Origin of the sequence: Thermosynechococcus sp. B1 (genome assembly GCF_030322985.1) — a bacterium.
Lineage (GTDB): Bacteria > Cyanobacteriota > Cyanobacteriia > Thermosynechococcales > Thermosynechococcaceae > Thermosynechococcus.
On record NZ_CP096573.1, the window covers coordinates 829,201 to 845,890 of the forward strand.

Below are 16,690 nucleotides of genomic sequence, written 5' to 3' on the forward strand. Positions count from 1 at the left end.
TAAGGTGTGGTTGTGAATCGATCGCTACCCTAGGGCTAGTAGTTATTCGTTCTCGCTCTAGGAGCGCAGTTATGGTGGCATCGCTGGAGTCAACGGTCAGGGAGATTTCACCTCAGGCGATCGCCCGTGAATTAGCGCGCCGCCTTGCGCCGCAGGCCACCTATGTGCGTGTCGCTCACTCCGCCGAAGGCTGGAAAATTCTCCTAGAGGCAGAGCAAATTCCCGATCAACGCACCTGCCTTGATGTCTTGGTTGCTTTTTTAAGTCCTTTCCTACCCCAATCCATTGATGTCTATGGGCGACAGTTGGGGGGGCAGCGCCCTGCATGGGGGGTACGTCTGCGGCCTCGGCCGGTTGCAACCCCCACACCCGCAACAGTTCGCGCTCGCCAGCTTGAACCCTTAGCCCTAGCGGCCAGTGTCTTAGGAATCTTTGGTTTAGGAGCCGTCGGCCAATGGCAGTCTCCTAGTGTTTGGTTGGCAGCAGCACCCGAACCCACCGTTGAACAAGTGCGATCGGTCATTCTTAATGCTGCGCCCATTTTGACTCCCGCCCGCCCACCCCTGTGGCACCACTACTCACCCCCTGAGGCCTTTCGTGGCCATGTGTTTAATCGGGTTGCGTTACCCCCTGAGCAAAAGTTGGTGGCACTGACCTTTGATGATGGCCCTGATCCGACCTACACGCCCCAAGTGCTCGACATTCTTGCCCAAGAAAAGGTCAAAGCGACATTTTTTGCCATTGCCAGAGCCGTTGCAGCGCGCCCAAAATTAGCGCAGCGCATTGTTAGGGAAGGTCATGTCTTGGCCAACCACTCTTGGAGCCACGGCTACCATTACTTTAATCCTGCGGCTGCCCAGCACGAGGTGGATCAAAGCCAACAATTGATAGAAGACATCACTGAGGCAAATATCAAGCTCTTTCGACCACCGGGGGGAAATCTCCATAATGGTCTGGTGAGTCGCGCCAGCCAACAGGGCTACGGTGTGGTAATGTGGTCAGTAGATCCACAGGATTGGTTACCTCGCCAAACGAGCGATCGCATTGTCAACACAGTTGTCCAGCAGGCGCATGCCGGTGCCATTGTTCTGCTCCATGATGGGGGTGGCTCTCGGCGAGCAACGGTTGCAGCCTTGCCCAGAATCATTGCCGAACTGCGAGCTAAGGGCTATCAATTTGTTACTGTTCCTGAGTTGATTGCCGCTCAAGAGCCAACGAGTCTACCAGAACCCCCTTCTTGGCTGACGATTCAAGAAACGGCGCAGCTTCAGCAGTTGATTCTGCAACTAGAGACCCGCATTCAAGTTTTAGAAAAAGAGCTAAAGACTACACCCCCATGGGCGATCGCCGAACGGGAGTACCTAGCGGCCACCCTACGGGAGCAACAGGCAGCTCTGTCTTGGGTGCAACAACGGCTGGCCTTTGAACAAGCTGCTGAAGGTCAATATCAAGCGGCTCTCAAACTGGCGGAGCAGGCGACGCTTGCCGCTAAAGCACAACAATCATCAGTGGCTAAGACCTTGTGGCAGCGGGCGATCGCCACCCTAGACAGCATTCCCAACACGGCTTTTGTTGCCCCCCTTGCCCAAATCAAGCAGCGACAATATAGCCGCAGAATGCACCAACTACAATAAAGGCAGCACGCGGATCCTCAACAGCCTGCCATGACAATTGAACACCCAGTGCAACTGCCGCCCCTTGAAAATGGCGATCGCCTGACGCGGGACGAATTTGAGCGTCGCTACGCGGCTATGCCCCACCTGAAAAAAGCAGAACTGATTGAGGGAATTGTTTACGTGGCTTCTCCCCTACGCTACCGCAGTCACGGTCAACCTCACCTATTCCTAATCACTTGGCTGGGCACCTACTGTGCAGCCACACCGGGGGTTGAAGCGGCAGATGCTCCGACTATTCGCCTAGATGCCGATAATGAACCGCAACCCGATGCCATTTTACGCCTCAGCCACGGGGGGCGATCGCGAATTACTGCTGATGACTATATTGAGGGCGCGCCAGAACTCGTAGTTGAAATTGCCGCCAGCAGTGCTGCCTACGACCTGCACGATAAGCTCAGGGTGTACCGCCGCAATGGCGTTCAGGAATATCTTGTCTGGTGTACCTACGATCGCCAAATCCACTGGTTCTCCCTTGAAGCAGGGGAATACCAGCCCCTCACTGCTGATGCTGAGGGCATCATCCGCAGTCGCCAATTTCCTGGACTCTGGCTCGCCCCTGAGGCATTACTCGCCCATGATCTGGGTACTGTCTTGCGAGTGCTCCAACAGGGAATTGCCACCCCTGAACATCAAGCGTTTGTGGCTCGCCAGCAGCGATAGAGAGATTCTGAGGAGAGAGAGCCATGACACTAAAGTATTCTCTACCCCCCCTTGAAAATGGCGATCGCTTGACACGAGCGGAATTTGAGCGCCGCTATACAGCCATGCCCCACCTGAAGAAAGCAGAACTGATTGAAGGAGTTGTATTCATGGGGTCTCCCGTGAGTATCGATCATAGTCGCTCCCATGGCTCAATTATGGGATGGTTATGGTTCTACAGTGCTGCAACACCGGGGCTAGGTTGCTATGACAATCCGACGGTTCGCTTGGATGGCGATAATGAACCGCAGCCCGATGCTGTGCTCCGCCTTGAAAGCGGGGGCAACTCTCGCATTAGTGAGGATGGTTATATCGAGGGGGCACCGGAACTTGTAGTTGAAATTGCCGCCAGCAGTGCCGCCTACGACCTGCACGATAAGCTCAGGGTGTACCGCCGCAATGGCGTTCAGGAATATCTTGTGTGGTGTACCTACGATCGCCAAATCCACTGGTTCTCCCTTGAAGCGGGGGAATACCAACCACTTGCTGCCGATGCTGAGAGGATAATTCGCAGTCGTCAATTTCCCGGACTCTGGCTTGCCCCTGAGGCATTACTGACCCATGATCTGGGTACGGTTTTGCAGGTACTCCAACAGGGAATTGCCACCCCTGAACATCAAGCGTTTGTGGCTCGCCAGCAGCGATAGAGAGGTTCTGAGGAGAGAGAGCCATGACACTAAAGTATTCTCTGCCGCCCCTTGAAAATGGCGATCGCCTGACACGGGACGAATTTGAGCGCCGCTATACAGCCATGCCCCACCTGAAAAAAGCAGAACTGATTGAGGGAATTGTTTACGTGGCTTCTCCCGTTCGTGTCAGTCACAGTCAGCCCCATGCCGAGATCATGGCTTGGCTCGGTTTTTACAAAGCAGTTACGCCGGGGGCTCTCGTCTATGACAATCCGACGGTTCGCTTGGATGGCGATAATGAACCGCAGCCCGATGCTGTGCTCCGCCTTGAAAGCGGGGGCAACTCTCGCATTAGTGAGGATGGTTATATCGAGGGGGCACCGGAACTTGTAGTTGAAATTGCCGCCAGCAGTGCCGCCTACGACCTGCACGATAAGCTCAGGGTGTACCGCCGCAATGGCGTTCAGGAATATCTTGTGTGGTGTACCTACGATCGCCAAATCCACTGGTTCTCCCTTGAAGCAGGAGAATACCAGCCCCTCACTGCTGATGCTGAGGGCATCATTCGCAGTCGCCAATTCCCCGGCCTTTGGCTCACCCCTGAGGCATTACTGGCCCATGATCTGGGTATGGTTTTGCAGGTACTCCAACAGGGAATTGCCACCCCCGAACATCAAGCGTTCGTGCAAATCTTGACCAAAACTTAAAAAATTTCCCTAATCTGGCATTATGCTGTATAGAATCCCCGTGTCAATAGGGGGGTATTGGCATCGCCCTTGCCAAATGCATCGATTCTGTCTGCCGATTGAACGTTTCATTCACCGTAGCCCTATGTTGCAATTAGACCCCATTTCCAAAACGACCAATCAACATTCTGGTCACAAAGGTTTAGTGATGGCGATCGGGGGAGCGGAAGACAAAGTACGTGGGCGACAAATTCTCACCACCTTCTGCCAACGCGCTGGCGGCCTAGATGCCATCATTGGCGTCATTCCCTCTGCTTCCCGTGAACCCGATGCCATGGGGCGGCTCTACCACGATATTTTCCGCGAAATTGGTGTGCGCGAAGTGGACGTTCTATTGGTGGGCGATCGCGCTGATGCCGAACAGGAAGAGATGCTAGCTCGCTTGAGTCGCTGTACTGGCATTTTTATGTCCGGGGGCGATCAACTGCGTTTGTCGGCGCTGCTAGATGAAACCCCCCTCCTCTACCAATTGCGTCATCAAGTCTGGGAAGGCAAATCAATTCTTGGGGGCACGAGTGCCGGTGCCGCTGTCATGGGTGAGTGCATGATTGCCAGTGGGGGCAGCAATGAAGCTCCAAACCGCTCCTTAGTCGATTTGGCCACAGGCTTGGGTATTCTTCCCGATGTTTTAGTGGATCAGCATTTCCACAATCGCAATCGCCTCGCGCGCCTGATCAGCGCCATTTCTGCTCACCCCGACAAGCTGGGAGTCGGCATTGACGAAGATACCTGTGCCATGTTTGAAGCTGATGGTATGCTGCGGGTTCTTGGTCGTGGCTCTGTCACCATTGTTGATCCTCGGGATGTCAGCTACACGAACTATGCCCATGTGGATGTTAACGAACCCTTGAGTATCTACAACTTGCGCCTGCACATCCTCAGTGATGGTGACTGCTATAACCTCCGCACCCATCAAGTGCAGCACAAATGTATTTTGCCTCCCCTAAATTAAGTTTTCAGGAAAGTGTTGCTTAAGATACAGTTTATTGCGTCACTCGCCTCAAAACTAAAAATGGTAAGCTGTCCTTAAAAAAGCCACTCTTCTATGAAAATTCTCAAATTACAAACGCTGCGGGGTCCTAATTATTGGAGCATTCGGCGTCATAAGCTGATTGTCATGCGTTTAGATCTAGAAGAGGTGGCCAACACCCCCTCCAATCAGATTCCCGGCTTTGTGGATGGGTTGGCGCGGGTTTTACCCAGTCTCTACAATCATTTTTGTTCCCTTGGCCATGAGGGGGGCTTTCTCACCCGCCTAAGGGAAGGCACCTACCTCGGTCATGTGGTTGAGCATGTCGCCCTCGAACTCCAAGAACTAGCAGGGATGCCCGTTGGTTTTGGCCGCACGCGGGAGACCTCAACGCCGGGGGTGTATCAAGTCGTCTATGAATACCAAGTGGAAGAAGCGGGTCGCTATGCCGGCCGCGCAGCAGTACGACTCTGTCAAAGCATTATTGATACGGGCACCTATCCCCAGCGCGAACTGGATCAGGATCTCGCCGATCTCCGCGAGTTAAAAGCCAAAGCCTCCCTAGGCCCAAGTACGGAAGCGATTGTCCGCGAGGCGGAAGCCCGTAATATTCCTTGGTTTGAGTTGAGCAGTCGCTCGATCATTCAATTGGGTTATGGTGCCCGCAGTCATCGCATCCAAGCCACCTTGAGCGATCGCAGTGGCATCTTGGCCGTGGAACTCGCAGGGGACAAAGAAGGGGCAAAGCGACTGCTTCAGGATGCCGGAATTCCTGTGCCCAAGGGAACCGTCGTCCGCTACATTGAAGACCTCCCTGAAGCCATTGAAGACATCGGCGGCTACCCGATTGTCATTAAGCCCCTCAACGGCAACCACGGTCGGGGGATTACGATTGACATCAACAGCCTAGAAGAGGCCGAAGAAGCCTTTGAAATTGCCAGCAGTGTCTCCAAATCAGTGATTGTGGAACGCTACCATGCGGGTCGCGACTTTCGGGTTCTAGTGGTCAATGGCAAAGTAGTCGCCGTTGCTGAACGGGTGCCAGCCCATGTCATTGGCGATGGCCGCTCCACCATCGAAGAACTCATTGAGAAAACTAACCAAGACCCGCAGCGGGGAGACGGTCACGATAATATCCTCACTCGCATTGAGGTGAATCACGACACATGGACACTCTTGGAAAAGCAGGGCTATACCCTAAATACTGTCTTGCAACCGGGGGAAATTTGTTATCTACGCGCCACGGCGAACCTGAGTACCGGTGGCATTGCCGTCGATCGCACCGATGAAATTCACCCGGAAAATGTTTGGATTTGCCAGCGGGCGGCTCAGATCATTGGCCTCGATATTGCGGGGATTGATGTTGTCAGCCCCGATATTAGTCAGCCCCTGCCTAAAGTTGGCGGTGTGATTGTCGAGGTCAATGCTGCTCCCGGCTTTCGCATGCACACAAACCCCAGCCAAGGGATTGCCCGCAATGTCGCCGAACCGGTGTTGAATATGCTCTTTCCACCGGGAACGCCCTGCCGCATCCCAATCTTTGCGATTACGGGCACCAACGGTAAAACCACCACCACCCGCCTCATTGCCCATATCTGCAAACAAACGGGGCAAACCGTTGGCTACACCACCACAGACGGCATCTATATTGGCGATTATCTGGTGGAAAAAGGGGACACCACCGGGCCTCAAAGTGCCCAACTGATCCTGCAAGACCCCACAGTTGAGATTGCTGTCCTAGAAACAGCGCGCGGTGGTATTCTCCGCTCCGGCTTGGGCTTTGACCACTGTGATGTCGGGGTGGTGCTAAATGTGCAGGCTGACCATCTTGGCCTTGGTGATATTGACACCGTTGAACAGTTGGCGGACTTAAAGGCCGTGGTGGTGGAATCCGCTTGGCCGAATGGCTATGCTGTCTTGAATGCCGATGATTCCCTCGTGGCGGGAATGGCACGCCAAGTCAAAGCCCAAGTGGCCTATTTCTCGATGAATCCCCACAATCCGATTATTCGGCAGCACATTCAGCAGGGGGGTCTCGCCGCCGTTTATGAAAATGGCTATCTCTCGATTTTGAAAGGGGACTGGACGCTACGGATTGAGCAGGCAGAAAATGTGCCCATTACCCTTGGCGGTCGAGCCGGCTTTATGATTGCCAATGCCCTCGCTGCCAGTCTAGCCGCCTTTGCCCAAGGCATCAGTATTGAGCATATTCGCACTGCCTTGACCAGCTTCCGAACCTCAGTGGAGCAAACCCCCGGGCGGATGAACCTCTTTGATTTGGGGCAATTTAGTGTCTTGGTGGACTATGCCCACAATCCAGCAGGGTATGAGGCCATTGGTGAATTTGTCCAAAAATGGCCAGGGCAGCGCATTGGTGTCGTTGGCGGACCGGGCGATCGCCGTGATCAAGACTTAGAACAACTGGGTGAACTCTCGGCGAAAATCTTTGATTGGATCATCATTAAAGAAGATGACGATACCCGTGGCCGGCCGCGCGGCGATGCCGCCTATTGGATTGAGCGAGGAGTACATCACCACAGTGTCCAACGCCAATACGACATCATCCATGACGAGGTAGCAGCGATTCAATTTGCCCTCGATCGCGCCCCCCAAGGCTCCCTAGTGGTGATCTTTCCAGCGGAAGTCAGCCGCACCATTCAACTGATTCACCAGCATCATCAACGACTCCAAGGGGAAACGACCAATGGCTTTCACAGTGAGGGAATTTCCACCAGTGGTGATCTCAATCCCTCCATCTCCCAATAGGCAGTTTCTCGACCGCGGGCAACGCTGATCTGATCAAGTCACTCTGATCAACAGCGAGAAGGACAGTATAGGCCTTTTCAAAAAGGTTGGAGGATCTCACCGCTTTTACCAGAAGTGTTGAAAGATAGTTTGAGAGGCTAGAAAAAAGGGAAGAAATGTCATATTCTTCCCTTAAAAGAAGAAAAAACAATCAACTTACTATACTATGGTATCTTTTGCAACTCTTGTCAAGTCCATTCTCAATCAGCTCAGCCCCTGTGACTACCCCGTGCTGAACTCTCAATTGTTCTTCAAAATCTGGTTGACCTACGTTCTCGACCAAGGGTTAACCAGTATGAGAGCCTTATTTTATCGCTTGAATCATGCAGGGATTACAAATGCTGTTGTAATCATGGATAGAGGGTTTGCGAGCTGGCAATTTTTAGAGCGACTGAGTGAGAGGAAGTGCTCATTTGTTGTACGTATCAAGAATAACATGAGAATAAAGCTCAATCATGAGAGATATCGCGTGGTTCAATTTTTTGACGAGAATCAAAGGGAGTTTCGTATAGCGACAAATCTAAAGGAGCTAAGTGATGAGGAAGTGAGTGAGTTATATCGGCAGCGGTGGGCGATTGAGAACCTATGGAAATTTCTGAAGATGCATTTATCATTAGACAAGTTGATTACAAAGAGTTTGAACGGCGTGGTAAATTAGATTTATATGGTTTTAATTGCCTATTTAATTTTAGAGCTGGTGGAGATACTTGAATACTTTGGGAAGAAACTATTAGACAAATTGCGATATTTGCAACTGGAACTCAGTCGTCGCTGCTCGATAGTGCATTGGAGCTTTGATTGGCAGCCAGAGCTACTGGTCACTTAAAACGTTAAGTTTTGTTGCAGGATTCAACACTTCTGAGAGTGATCATGAACAATGCGGTTGCAATGAAAGCCAAATGGCAATTTTGGATCGATCGCGGGGGCACGTTTACGGATATTGTCGCCCGCCGTCCCGATGGGCAAATGGTGGTGCACAAGCTGCTCTCAGAGAATCCAGAGCAGTATCGCGATGCAGCAGTAGCGGGAATTCGGATGCTCATGGGGTTGGCGCCGGATGCCCCCATTCCCAGTGAAGCCATTGAAATTGTGAAACTGGGGACAACGGTGGCCACCAATGCTCTTTTGGAACGCAAAGGCGAGCCAACGGTGCTCCTGATTACCCAAGGCTTTGGGGATGCTCTAGCCATTGGCTACCAAAACCGCCCGGAGCTGTTTGCCTTAGCGATTCAGCAACCGCCGCCCCTCTACAGCCATGTCATTGAAGTCAAAGAACGGGTGAGTGCCCAAGGGGAAATTCTCGTTCCCCTTGACTTAGAAGCCCTGAAGCCCCAATTGGCAGCGGTCTATGACCAAGGCATCCGCAGTTGCGCCATTGTGCTCGTGCATGGCTACCGCTACCCTGACCATGAACAACAGGTGGCAGCCTTGGCAAGGGAGATGGGGTTTAGCCAAGTGTCGGTGTCCCACGAGGTAAGTGGCCTGATCAAGCTGGTCAGCCGGGGCGATACGACTGTTGTGGATGCTTATTTGTCGCCGGTGCTGCATCGCTATCTACAGGGGGTGCAGGGGGAGCTGGGGGAGATTCCCCTCTACTGTATGCAGTCCAATGGCGGTGTGGTGGCGGCGGCCTGCTTGCGCGGTAAGGATAGTCTGCTTTCAGGCCCTGCTGGGGGGATGGTGGGGGTGGTGCGCACTGCTTTAGCCGCAGGGATTGAGTGGCTGATTGGTTTAGATATGGGAGGTACCTCGACAGATGTCTGCCACTATCGCCACAATCCGGATGCCCCTTGGCCAGAGTATGAGCGGTGGCAGGAAACCACCATTGCCGGTGTGCGCTTGCGATCGCCCCTCCTAGCCGTGCATACCGTCGCTGCCGGCGGTGGCTCGATTTTGCGATTTGATAAGGGGTGCTACCAAGTGGGGCCAGACTCTGCCGGTGCCAATCCCGGACCTGCTGCCTATCGTCGCGGCGGACCTCTCACGGTGACCGATGCCAATATCCTCTTGGGGAAAATTCAGCCCGCCTATTTCCCCGCTGTCTTTGGCGCCGATGGTCAACAGCCCTTGGATCGCGAGACGGTGGAACAGCAATTTGCTCAACTGCGCCAAGAGATCTACGAGAGCACCGGAGATGCCCGCAGTGTTGCCGATGTGGCGGCTGGTTTTATTGAAGTGGCGGTGAATACCATGGCACAGGCAATTAAGAAAATTTCCCTAGAGCAGGGGCACGATGTGCGCGACTATACCCTCTGCTGTTTTGGCGGTGCCGGCGGCCAACACGCCTGTTTGATTGCCGAGGTGTTGGGAATGCCGCAGGTGTATCTCCATCCCTATGCGGGGGTGCTCTCGGCCTACGGCATTGGTCAGGCGGAGCTGCGGGTACTCAAGGAGCAAACGATTGAACAACCCCTCACCGCCGCTGTTCTGGTGGAGCTGCAAGGCCAAATTGAGCAGCTAAAAGGGCAAGCAATAGATGAACTTGTTGCCCAAGGGGTCGATCGCCCGCAGATTCAAAGTCAAGTGCGCATCGGCTTAGGTTATGTGGGGACAGATACGATCCTCTGGGTGCCCTGGGCAGATTTGGAAAGGATGGCAGCCGCATTTGCCCAAGCCCATCGCGATCGCTATGGGTTTACTATACGGGGGCGATTGCTCCGCATCGGTCAAGTCGCGGTTGAAGCCGTTGCTGTTCAGGCAGTTCCAGCGGTCACGATGCCCCATGCCGCCACAGAACTCACGCCCCTTGCCCATGTGTCGGTTTACAGCAAAGGCCAATGGCACAAAGCACCCGTCTATGAGCGCGATTGCCTCCCTGTCCATCAGGTCATTGCAGGGGTGGCCTTGATCTTAGATGCTACGGGCACCAATGTGGTTGAGGCGGGCTGGCAGGCGGAAGTGGATGATCAAGGGGGATTGTGGCTGCGTCCCCTGCAGGAATCCCCGGCACCGTCAAAGCAGATTGCCGTCACCGTTGCGGATCCGGTGCAACTAGCCATTTTTCAGCAGTTATTTCGCGCCATTGCTGAGCAAATGGGAGTAACGCTCCAGCAGACCAGTGCCTCGGTCAATATCAAAGAACGGTTGGATTTTTCCTGTGCTCTGTTTGATGCTGCCGGCAACCTTGTGGCCAATGCCCCCCATATCCCCGTCCATTTGGGGTCAATGAGCGAAAGTGTTAAGGCACTGCTGGCTGAGAAAGGCAACACCCTCCGGGCGGGTCAGGTTTTTGCCACAAATAATCCCTATCGCGGTGGCACCCATCTGCCGGATATTACCGTGATTACCCCCGTATTTCTCAAGGGGGAAGCGCAACCCGCCTTCTTTGTCGCCTCACGGGGGCACCATGCTGACATTGGGGGCATTAGTCCTGGATCAATGCCGGCCAATAGTACCGATGTCCGTCAAGAGGGAATTCTCTTTGATAATGTGCTGCTGGTGGAGGGCGGGGAGTTTCAAGAGGCGGCCATTAATCAACTGTTGAGCCAAGCCCCTTGGCCGGCTCGCTATCCTGAGCAGAATCTGGCGGATCTGCAAGCCCAAATAGCCGCCAATCAGCGGGGGGTACAAGAACTGATTACCCTGTGCGATCGCTATGGTCGCGAGGTTGTCGCTGCCTATATGGAATTTAGCCAAGCCAATGCTGCTGAGTGTGTGCGCCAATGCCTGCGATCGCTCCAAGGGGGACGCTTTTGCGTTGCGATGGACAACGGCAGCCAAATTCAGGTACAAATCACCATTGATAGCAACGAAGGCACCGCCTGCCTGGACTTTGAGGGCACCTCCCAGCAAACCAATGACAATTTCAATGCTCCCCTTGCCATTACCAAGGCGGCTGTGCTGTATGTCTTGCGAACCCTCGTACAAGAGGACATTCCCCTGAATGCGGGCTGTTTGCGTCCCATTGAACTGCGGGTGCCGCAAGGCTCACTGTTGAACCCCCAGTTTCCGGCGGCGGTGGTTGCTGGCAATGTCGAAACCTCGCAAACCCTCACCAATGCCCTCTACGGTGCCCTCGGCATTATGGCAGCGGCTCAGGGAACGATGAACAACCTCAGCTTTGGCAGCGATCGCTATCAATACTACGAAACCATCTCTGGCGGCGCTGGGGCAGGAGCCACCTTTGCCGGAGCCAGTACGGTGCAAACCCACATGACCAACTCTCGGCTCACCGATGTCGAAGTGCTCGAAAACCGCTACCCCGTGATTGTTTGGGAGTTTTGCCGTCGGCGGGGCAGTGGGGGCAAAGGGCAGCAACCGGGGGGAGATGGGGCAATTCGTGTCCTTGAGTTTCGTGAACCCATGACCGTCAGCCTCCTCAGCCAGTCGCGGAAAATTCCCCCTTTTGGCCTTGCGGGTGGTGAGTGCGGTGCAGTGGGTGAAAATCAATGGCTGAAACTCGGCCAAATTCCCCATCCCTTAGCAGGAACCGCCACAATCAATGTTGAAGCGGGCGATCGCCTGCGCATTTGTACCCCAGGTGGTGGTGGCTTTGGGGTACCTCAACTCTCAGATTAGATATATCAAATTAATCTTCATCGTCGGTGGGTTGACCGTTGCTGCTCACTTGTCTAAGGTGAATGTGCTTACGGCCAAGGGTAATTTCAAATTCATCCCCCGGCTTGAGATTCATTTGCTTGGTATAGGCCGAACCAATGAGTAAATTACCATTGGCTTGTACCGTGATTCGATAACTAGCACTGCGACCGCCTCGGCTACCACCACGCCCTGACTTCGTATCAAGATTCATACCCAAGGCTTCAAGAAGCGCCTTATTAAACTTCATTTTGCTGATGCGCTCCTTACCACTTTGGGTGACCGTGTAGTAGCCACAGGCCTTTGCTTTTTCCTCGTGGCTGAGATGTTCCAATTGTTTGTACTTCTCTAATAAAGCAGCACCTGTCAAGGGTTCTACTTGCTTGCGTCCCATTTTAACCTACCTTTTCAATGATCAAATACTGTCTATTCATTGGCGATTCAATCAAAGAGTGCCAAAGCCTGACAGCGAACTCGTAATGAGTGAGTGTCTATTTTTAGCAAACCATAATTTTTTTCAGAATTCAAGTTGCGATCGCCCTTGAGTCAGGGTTTTACATTTCCTTTAGACGAGTTACATTGACACTCTTTTCACAGGGACGCAAGAGACTCAAAAAAGTGAGGGCTAGTGTAGAAAGTACGCCACCTCTTTTACAGCCCTTTTCACAGGTATCGCGCAGACTCAAACACTACAAAAGCCACGACGGAAGAGATTTCTATCAGCGTTTATGTATCCCTTATTTAAGACAAGGGCGGTAGATGCTCTATCCTTCAGAAAATGACGCCAATCAAACTTACGGCACTTTTTGCAAGAATTGAATACGCTCACAACAGTCGCTTCAGTGTGAGGTGGCAAAGCCCAAGAGTGTCAAACCCGAATTGGCCTGCTGATCATTGTGAACTATTTGGGAAAATAGAAGCAAGCTCAAGCACTTGTTCGGGGAACTGCGGCAATTGCACAACGCCACTGGTCGGAATAATTCTCTTGCTGAGGTAGCCAAACTGCCGCGGGGTAATTTCAGCAGGTTCGCTATAGACTTCCAGTGTGCGATCGCTGACATTGAACAGCCAGTAATGGGGAATCTTGGCTTCAGCATAAAGCGATAGTTTCACTGTGCGATCGTACTCTAGGGATGAATCCGCCACTTCTATCACAAGGAGCGTGTCCGCAGGTGTGGGATGGGCTGAGGCATAGTCATCTTCTTGGTTTTTAACGATCGCCACATCGGGTTCTGGCTCACCGTCAAGGGCAATCGTAATCGGCGACTGGCACTGAAGCGTGGCGCGATCGCCCACAATCTTCGGTAAAATTCGCAACAATCGCCGCAGACAGCTTTCGTGCGCTGTTCCCTTGGCCGCCATTCGCACCAATTCCCCCCGAATTAGCTCAATGTGGTCATCTTCCCTCAGAAACCCAAGTTCCAGTAAACGGTGATAGTCCTGCACCGTAAATCGCACTGGTTGGGGGGTTGGAGTGGGTTGGCAAGTGGTGATGATCATGATCTTAATTTTAGGCAGAGTCTCAGAAGTGACGCATTCTTCGCTAGAGAATGCCCTAAACTGTGGAAACATCAAGGGTGTGGTGCCCTATGATTCCACGTCAACTGGTATTGCGCAATTTCCTCAGCTATCGCCAGGCCACTCTTCCCTTTGCGGGGTTACATCTGGCCTGTATTTGTGGTGCCAATGGGGCGGGCAAGTCCTCGCTTCTTGAGGCGATCGCCTGGGCACTCTGGGGGCAAAGCCGCGCTAGCCGTGAGGATGATGTGATCTACTACGGCGAAATGGAAGCCCAAGTGACGTTTGAGTTTAGCGTTCAGGGGCAGACCTATCGGGTGGTACGGTTGCGGCGACGCGAGCAACATACGGTTTTAGAGTTGCAGATTCAAACAGCAGCGGGCTATACCTCGCTAACGGGGCGATCGCTACGAGCAACACAGGAAAAAATCATTCAAATTCTGCGCCTTGACTACGCCACGTTCGTCAACAGTGCCTATCTGCGCCAAGGCCGTGCCGATGAATTTATGGCCAAACGCCCCAGTGAACGCAAGCAACTCTTGGCCACCCTTTTAGGCTTGGATCAATACGAGACCCTTGCGGAAGCGGCTCGCGATCGCGCCCGTGACTACAAAGCCCAAATCAGCGTTCTGGAACAACGCCTCCAGAGCCTAGGGGAGCAACTCGCCCAAGAACCGCAGTTACGCGCCCAACAGGCAGCGGTGAGCCAGCAGATTCAACAGCAACGGCAGCAAGTCGAGCAGTGTCAACAACGGCTCCAAGAGCAACAGGCCGCCTACCACGTCCATCAACTGCAACAGCGGGACTATGAACACCTGCAACAGCAGCGAGACACCCTCGGGACAACAATCGCCCATCTCGAGCAGCAGTGCCAGACGCTCCGCCAAGAACAGGCCGCGATTGCGGATCTAGAAGCCCGTGCCCCCCTCTTGGAAGCCGCCGTTAGCCAATGGCAGCGCCTGAAAACCGCTGAAGCGCAATTGCAGCAGTGTTTTGCTGACTATCAACGGCTGCGCCAACAGCGCGATCGCCAGCAGCAGAACCTCGACCAGCAGCGCCAAGACCTTCTGCGCATCCTGCATGGATTGGAGAGCCAGCAGCAATTTCTTCTGGAACAATGCCAGCAGTTGGAAAAGCTCCTCAAGCAAGAAAATCAGATTGTCGCTGCCTTTGAACAGCTACAGCGATCGCGCGCTCAGCTCCAAGCACAGGAAGAGCTTCAACAAAAAGTCTTTCCCCTTCTGCAAGCCAAACAGCGCCTTGAACTGGAACGGCAACAGCAGGAGCAACGCCTCCGCAGCCGGCGCGATGAATTGCAGCAGCTGTGGCAGCATCTCCACCAACAGGTGGAACGACAACCTGCTCTCCAAGAGGCGGTGATACTGATTACAACACAGATTGAAACCCTTGAAAAACAACGGGTTTATCAAGACCATGTGCGGGAAAAGGGACTAGAGCGCCGCCGCTTCCTAGAGCAACTGCAAGCCCGCCAGCGGGAATACGAGCGGCAGATTCATCAACTGAACCAGCGCCTAGAACTGCTCCATCAACCGGGAGCCATCTGTCCCCTGTGTCAACGTCCCCTCGATGCCGAGCACTACCAGGCTGTCCTGCAGCGCCATGTCGCTGAAAAACAGGAACTGCTCAATCAGGTGTGGGTAATCCGCGAGCAGCTGGCAGTCACAGAGCGCGAAATTCAGGTCCTGCGGCGGGAATATGCAACGGTTGCCCATGAGATTTCCCAACTGACGCAACTCTTTGAGCAGCGGGGGCAACTCCAGCAACAACTCCAGAGCACACAGGATTTGGAACCTCAGTTGAATCGCTTGGCTGCAGAAATTCAGCAGATTGAGCGGCAGCTGAGGAACGGCCATCAGGAAACCCTTGGGGAACTACAATCGATTGAGGCGGAACTGAAGCGCCTCAACTATGACGAGAAAAATTTAGCGATCGCCCGCGGGCAAGTGGAAAAATGGCGTTGGGCCGAAGCCAAGGAACAGGAACTCCGCCAAGCGCAGCGGCAATACCGCCAAATTCAGCAACAACTGCCGGCCCTAGTGGCACAACAGGAAGAACTGCAACGCCAACTCAATGCCCTTGAAACCCTCTCCCCCTTGGCACAAACCTTGGCCACCATTGATCAGCAGTTGGCGGCCTTAGCCTACGATCCTGAGCAGCACGCCCAAATTCAGGCACAACTGGCGGCATTAGAACCGAACTGTGAGGCCTATCAGACCCTGCAACGGGGGCGATCGCGCCAATCCCAACTCCGCCAAGACCTCCAGCACCTAGAGGAAACGCTGCACCAACAACGGGAACAACTGCAACGCATTACTGACAAACTTGCTACCCTTGAGGACACTGCACGCGCCGCCAGCCGCCTTGCCGCCGAGCTGAACCAATGTCAACAGGAACTCCTGAAGCAGCAGCAGACCCTCGAAGCTAACCTTGCCCAGCATGGCAAACTCAGCGCTGAATTAGAGCAACTCCATCGCCTAGCCCAAGAATACGAACAGGGACAGCAAACCCTTGCCCACCTCCGCTATCAATACCGCCTCTACTGCGAACTAGCCCAAGCCCTAGGCAAAAATGGCATTCCTGCCATGCTCATTGAAACGGTCTTGCCCCATCTGGAGGCAGAAACCAACCATATCCTGGGTCGCCTCAGCAATCATCAACTCCATGTGCAGTTCATTACCCAACGCAGTCGGCGGCGCAGTGGCGCTGATACTAAGCCCATTGAGACCCTCGATATTCTCATTGCCGATTGCCAAGGGACTCGACCTTACGAAAGTTATTCTGGGGGTGAAGCCTTTCGCATCAATTTTGCGTTGCGTTTAGCCTTGGCGCGATTGTTGGCGCAGCGCTCCGGCAGTGATGTCCAGTTTCTCATTATTGATGAGGGGTTTGGAACCCAAGATGCCCAGGGCTGTGAACGGCTGATTGCCGCCTTGAACGCGATCGCCCCTGAATTTCACTGCATCCTCGCCATTACCCATGTGCCTGCCCTCAAAGAAGCTTTTCAAACCCGCATCGAAGTCACCAAAATAGGGGGAGCCTCCCAACTCAGCATCATTACCTAGGACAGGGGTAGCAGCTTGCGGCACAATA

10 protein-coding genes and 1 pseudogene are annotated in these 16,690 nt (G+C 53.6%); 9 read left to right on the plus strand and 2 right to left on the minus strand.

Annotated features, from left to right (window positions below; translation table 11 throughout):
- The first annotated feature begins 71 nt into the window (after positions 1–71).
- The 8 genes and pseudogenes from M0644_RS04305 to M0644_RS04340 all read left to right on the plus strand — a co-directional run bounded on the left by M0644_RS04305 (position 72) and on the right by M0644_RS04340 (position 12,043).
- Positions 72–1,634, plus strand: coding sequence for a polysaccharide deacetylase family protein (locus M0644_RS04305; protein ID WP_286626745.1), 1,563 nt, complete (start codon positions 72–74; stop codon positions 1,632–1,634).
- A gap of 30 nt (positions 1,635–1,664) precedes the next feature.
- Positions 1,665–2,336, plus strand: coding sequence for a Uma2 family endonuclease (locus M0644_RS04310; RefSeq protein ID WP_149818487.1), 672 nt, complete (start codon positions 1,665–1,667; stop codon positions 2,334–2,336).
- 23 nt (positions 2,337–2,359) lie between these two features.
- Positions 2,360–3,022 carry a Uma2 family endonuclease gene (locus tag M0644_RS04315; RefSeq protein WP_149818489.1) on the plus strand — a complete coding sequence of 221 codons (663 nt, stop codon included), beginning with the start codon at positions 2,360–2,362 and terminating at the stop codon, positions 3,020–3,022.
- Positions 3,023–3,045: 23 nt separating this feature from the next.
- Positions 3,046–3,711, plus strand: a complete 666-nt coding sequence (locus M0644_RS04320; protein WP_286626746.1) for a Uma2 family endonuclease — start codon at positions 3,046–3,048, stop codon at positions 3,709–3,711.
- Between the two features lie 22 nt (positions 3,712–3,733).
- The gene (locus M0644_RS04325; protein WP_286626747.1) at positions 3,734–4,702 is read left to right on the plus strand and encodes a cyanophycinase; all 969 of its coding nucleotides are present in this window, start codon (positions 3,734–3,736) and stop codon (positions 4,700–4,702) included.
- 93 nt (positions 4,703–4,795) lie between these two features.
- Entirely contained in the window at positions 4,796–7,486 is a 2,691-nt protein-coding gene (gene cphA, locus M0644_RS04330; protein WP_286626748.1) for a cyanophycin synthetase, read from the plus strand.
- A 205-nt stretch (positions 7,487–7,691) separates the two neighbouring features.
- Positions 7,692–8,351, plus strand: a pseudogene (locus tag M0644_RS04335) (transposase).
- 44 nt (positions 8,352–8,395) lie between these two features.
- A complete protein-coding gene (locus M0644_RS04340) occupies positions 8,396–12,043 on the plus strand; it encodes a hydantoinase B/oxoprolinase family protein (RefSeq protein WP_286626749.1) in 3,648 nt (1,215 codons plus the stop codon).
- Positions 12,044–12,053: 10 nt separating this feature from the next.
- On the opposite strand, the gene M0644_RS04345 is transcribed toward M0644_RS04340, so the two are convergent.
- Both M0644_RS04345 and M0644_RS04350 read right to left on the minus strand, forming a co-directional pair.
- Complete coding sequence (locus tag M0644_RS04345; RefSeq protein WP_149818499.1) at positions 12,054–12,455, minus strand: AbrB family transcriptional regulator; 402 nt, start codon at positions 12,453–12,455, stop codon at positions 12,054–12,056.
- A 497-nt stretch (positions 12,456–12,952) separates the two neighbouring features.
- On the minus strand, positions 12,953–13,561 hold the full coding sequence (locus M0644_RS04350; protein ID WP_149818501.1) for a Uma2 family endonuclease: 609 nt from the start codon (positions 13,559–13,561) through the stop codon (positions 12,953–12,955).
- Positions 13,562–13,650: 89 nt separating this feature from the next.
- Here M0644_RS04350 and M0644_RS04355 point away from each other — a divergent pair, with 89 nt between their 5' ends.
- Positions 13,651–16,662 (plus strand): SMC family ATPase, encoded by a 3,012-nt coding sequence (locus tag M0644_RS04355; protein ID WP_286626750.1) that lies wholly within the window; start codon positions 13,651–13,653, stop codon positions 16,660–16,662.
- Positions 16,663–16,690: the final 28 nt, after the last annotated feature.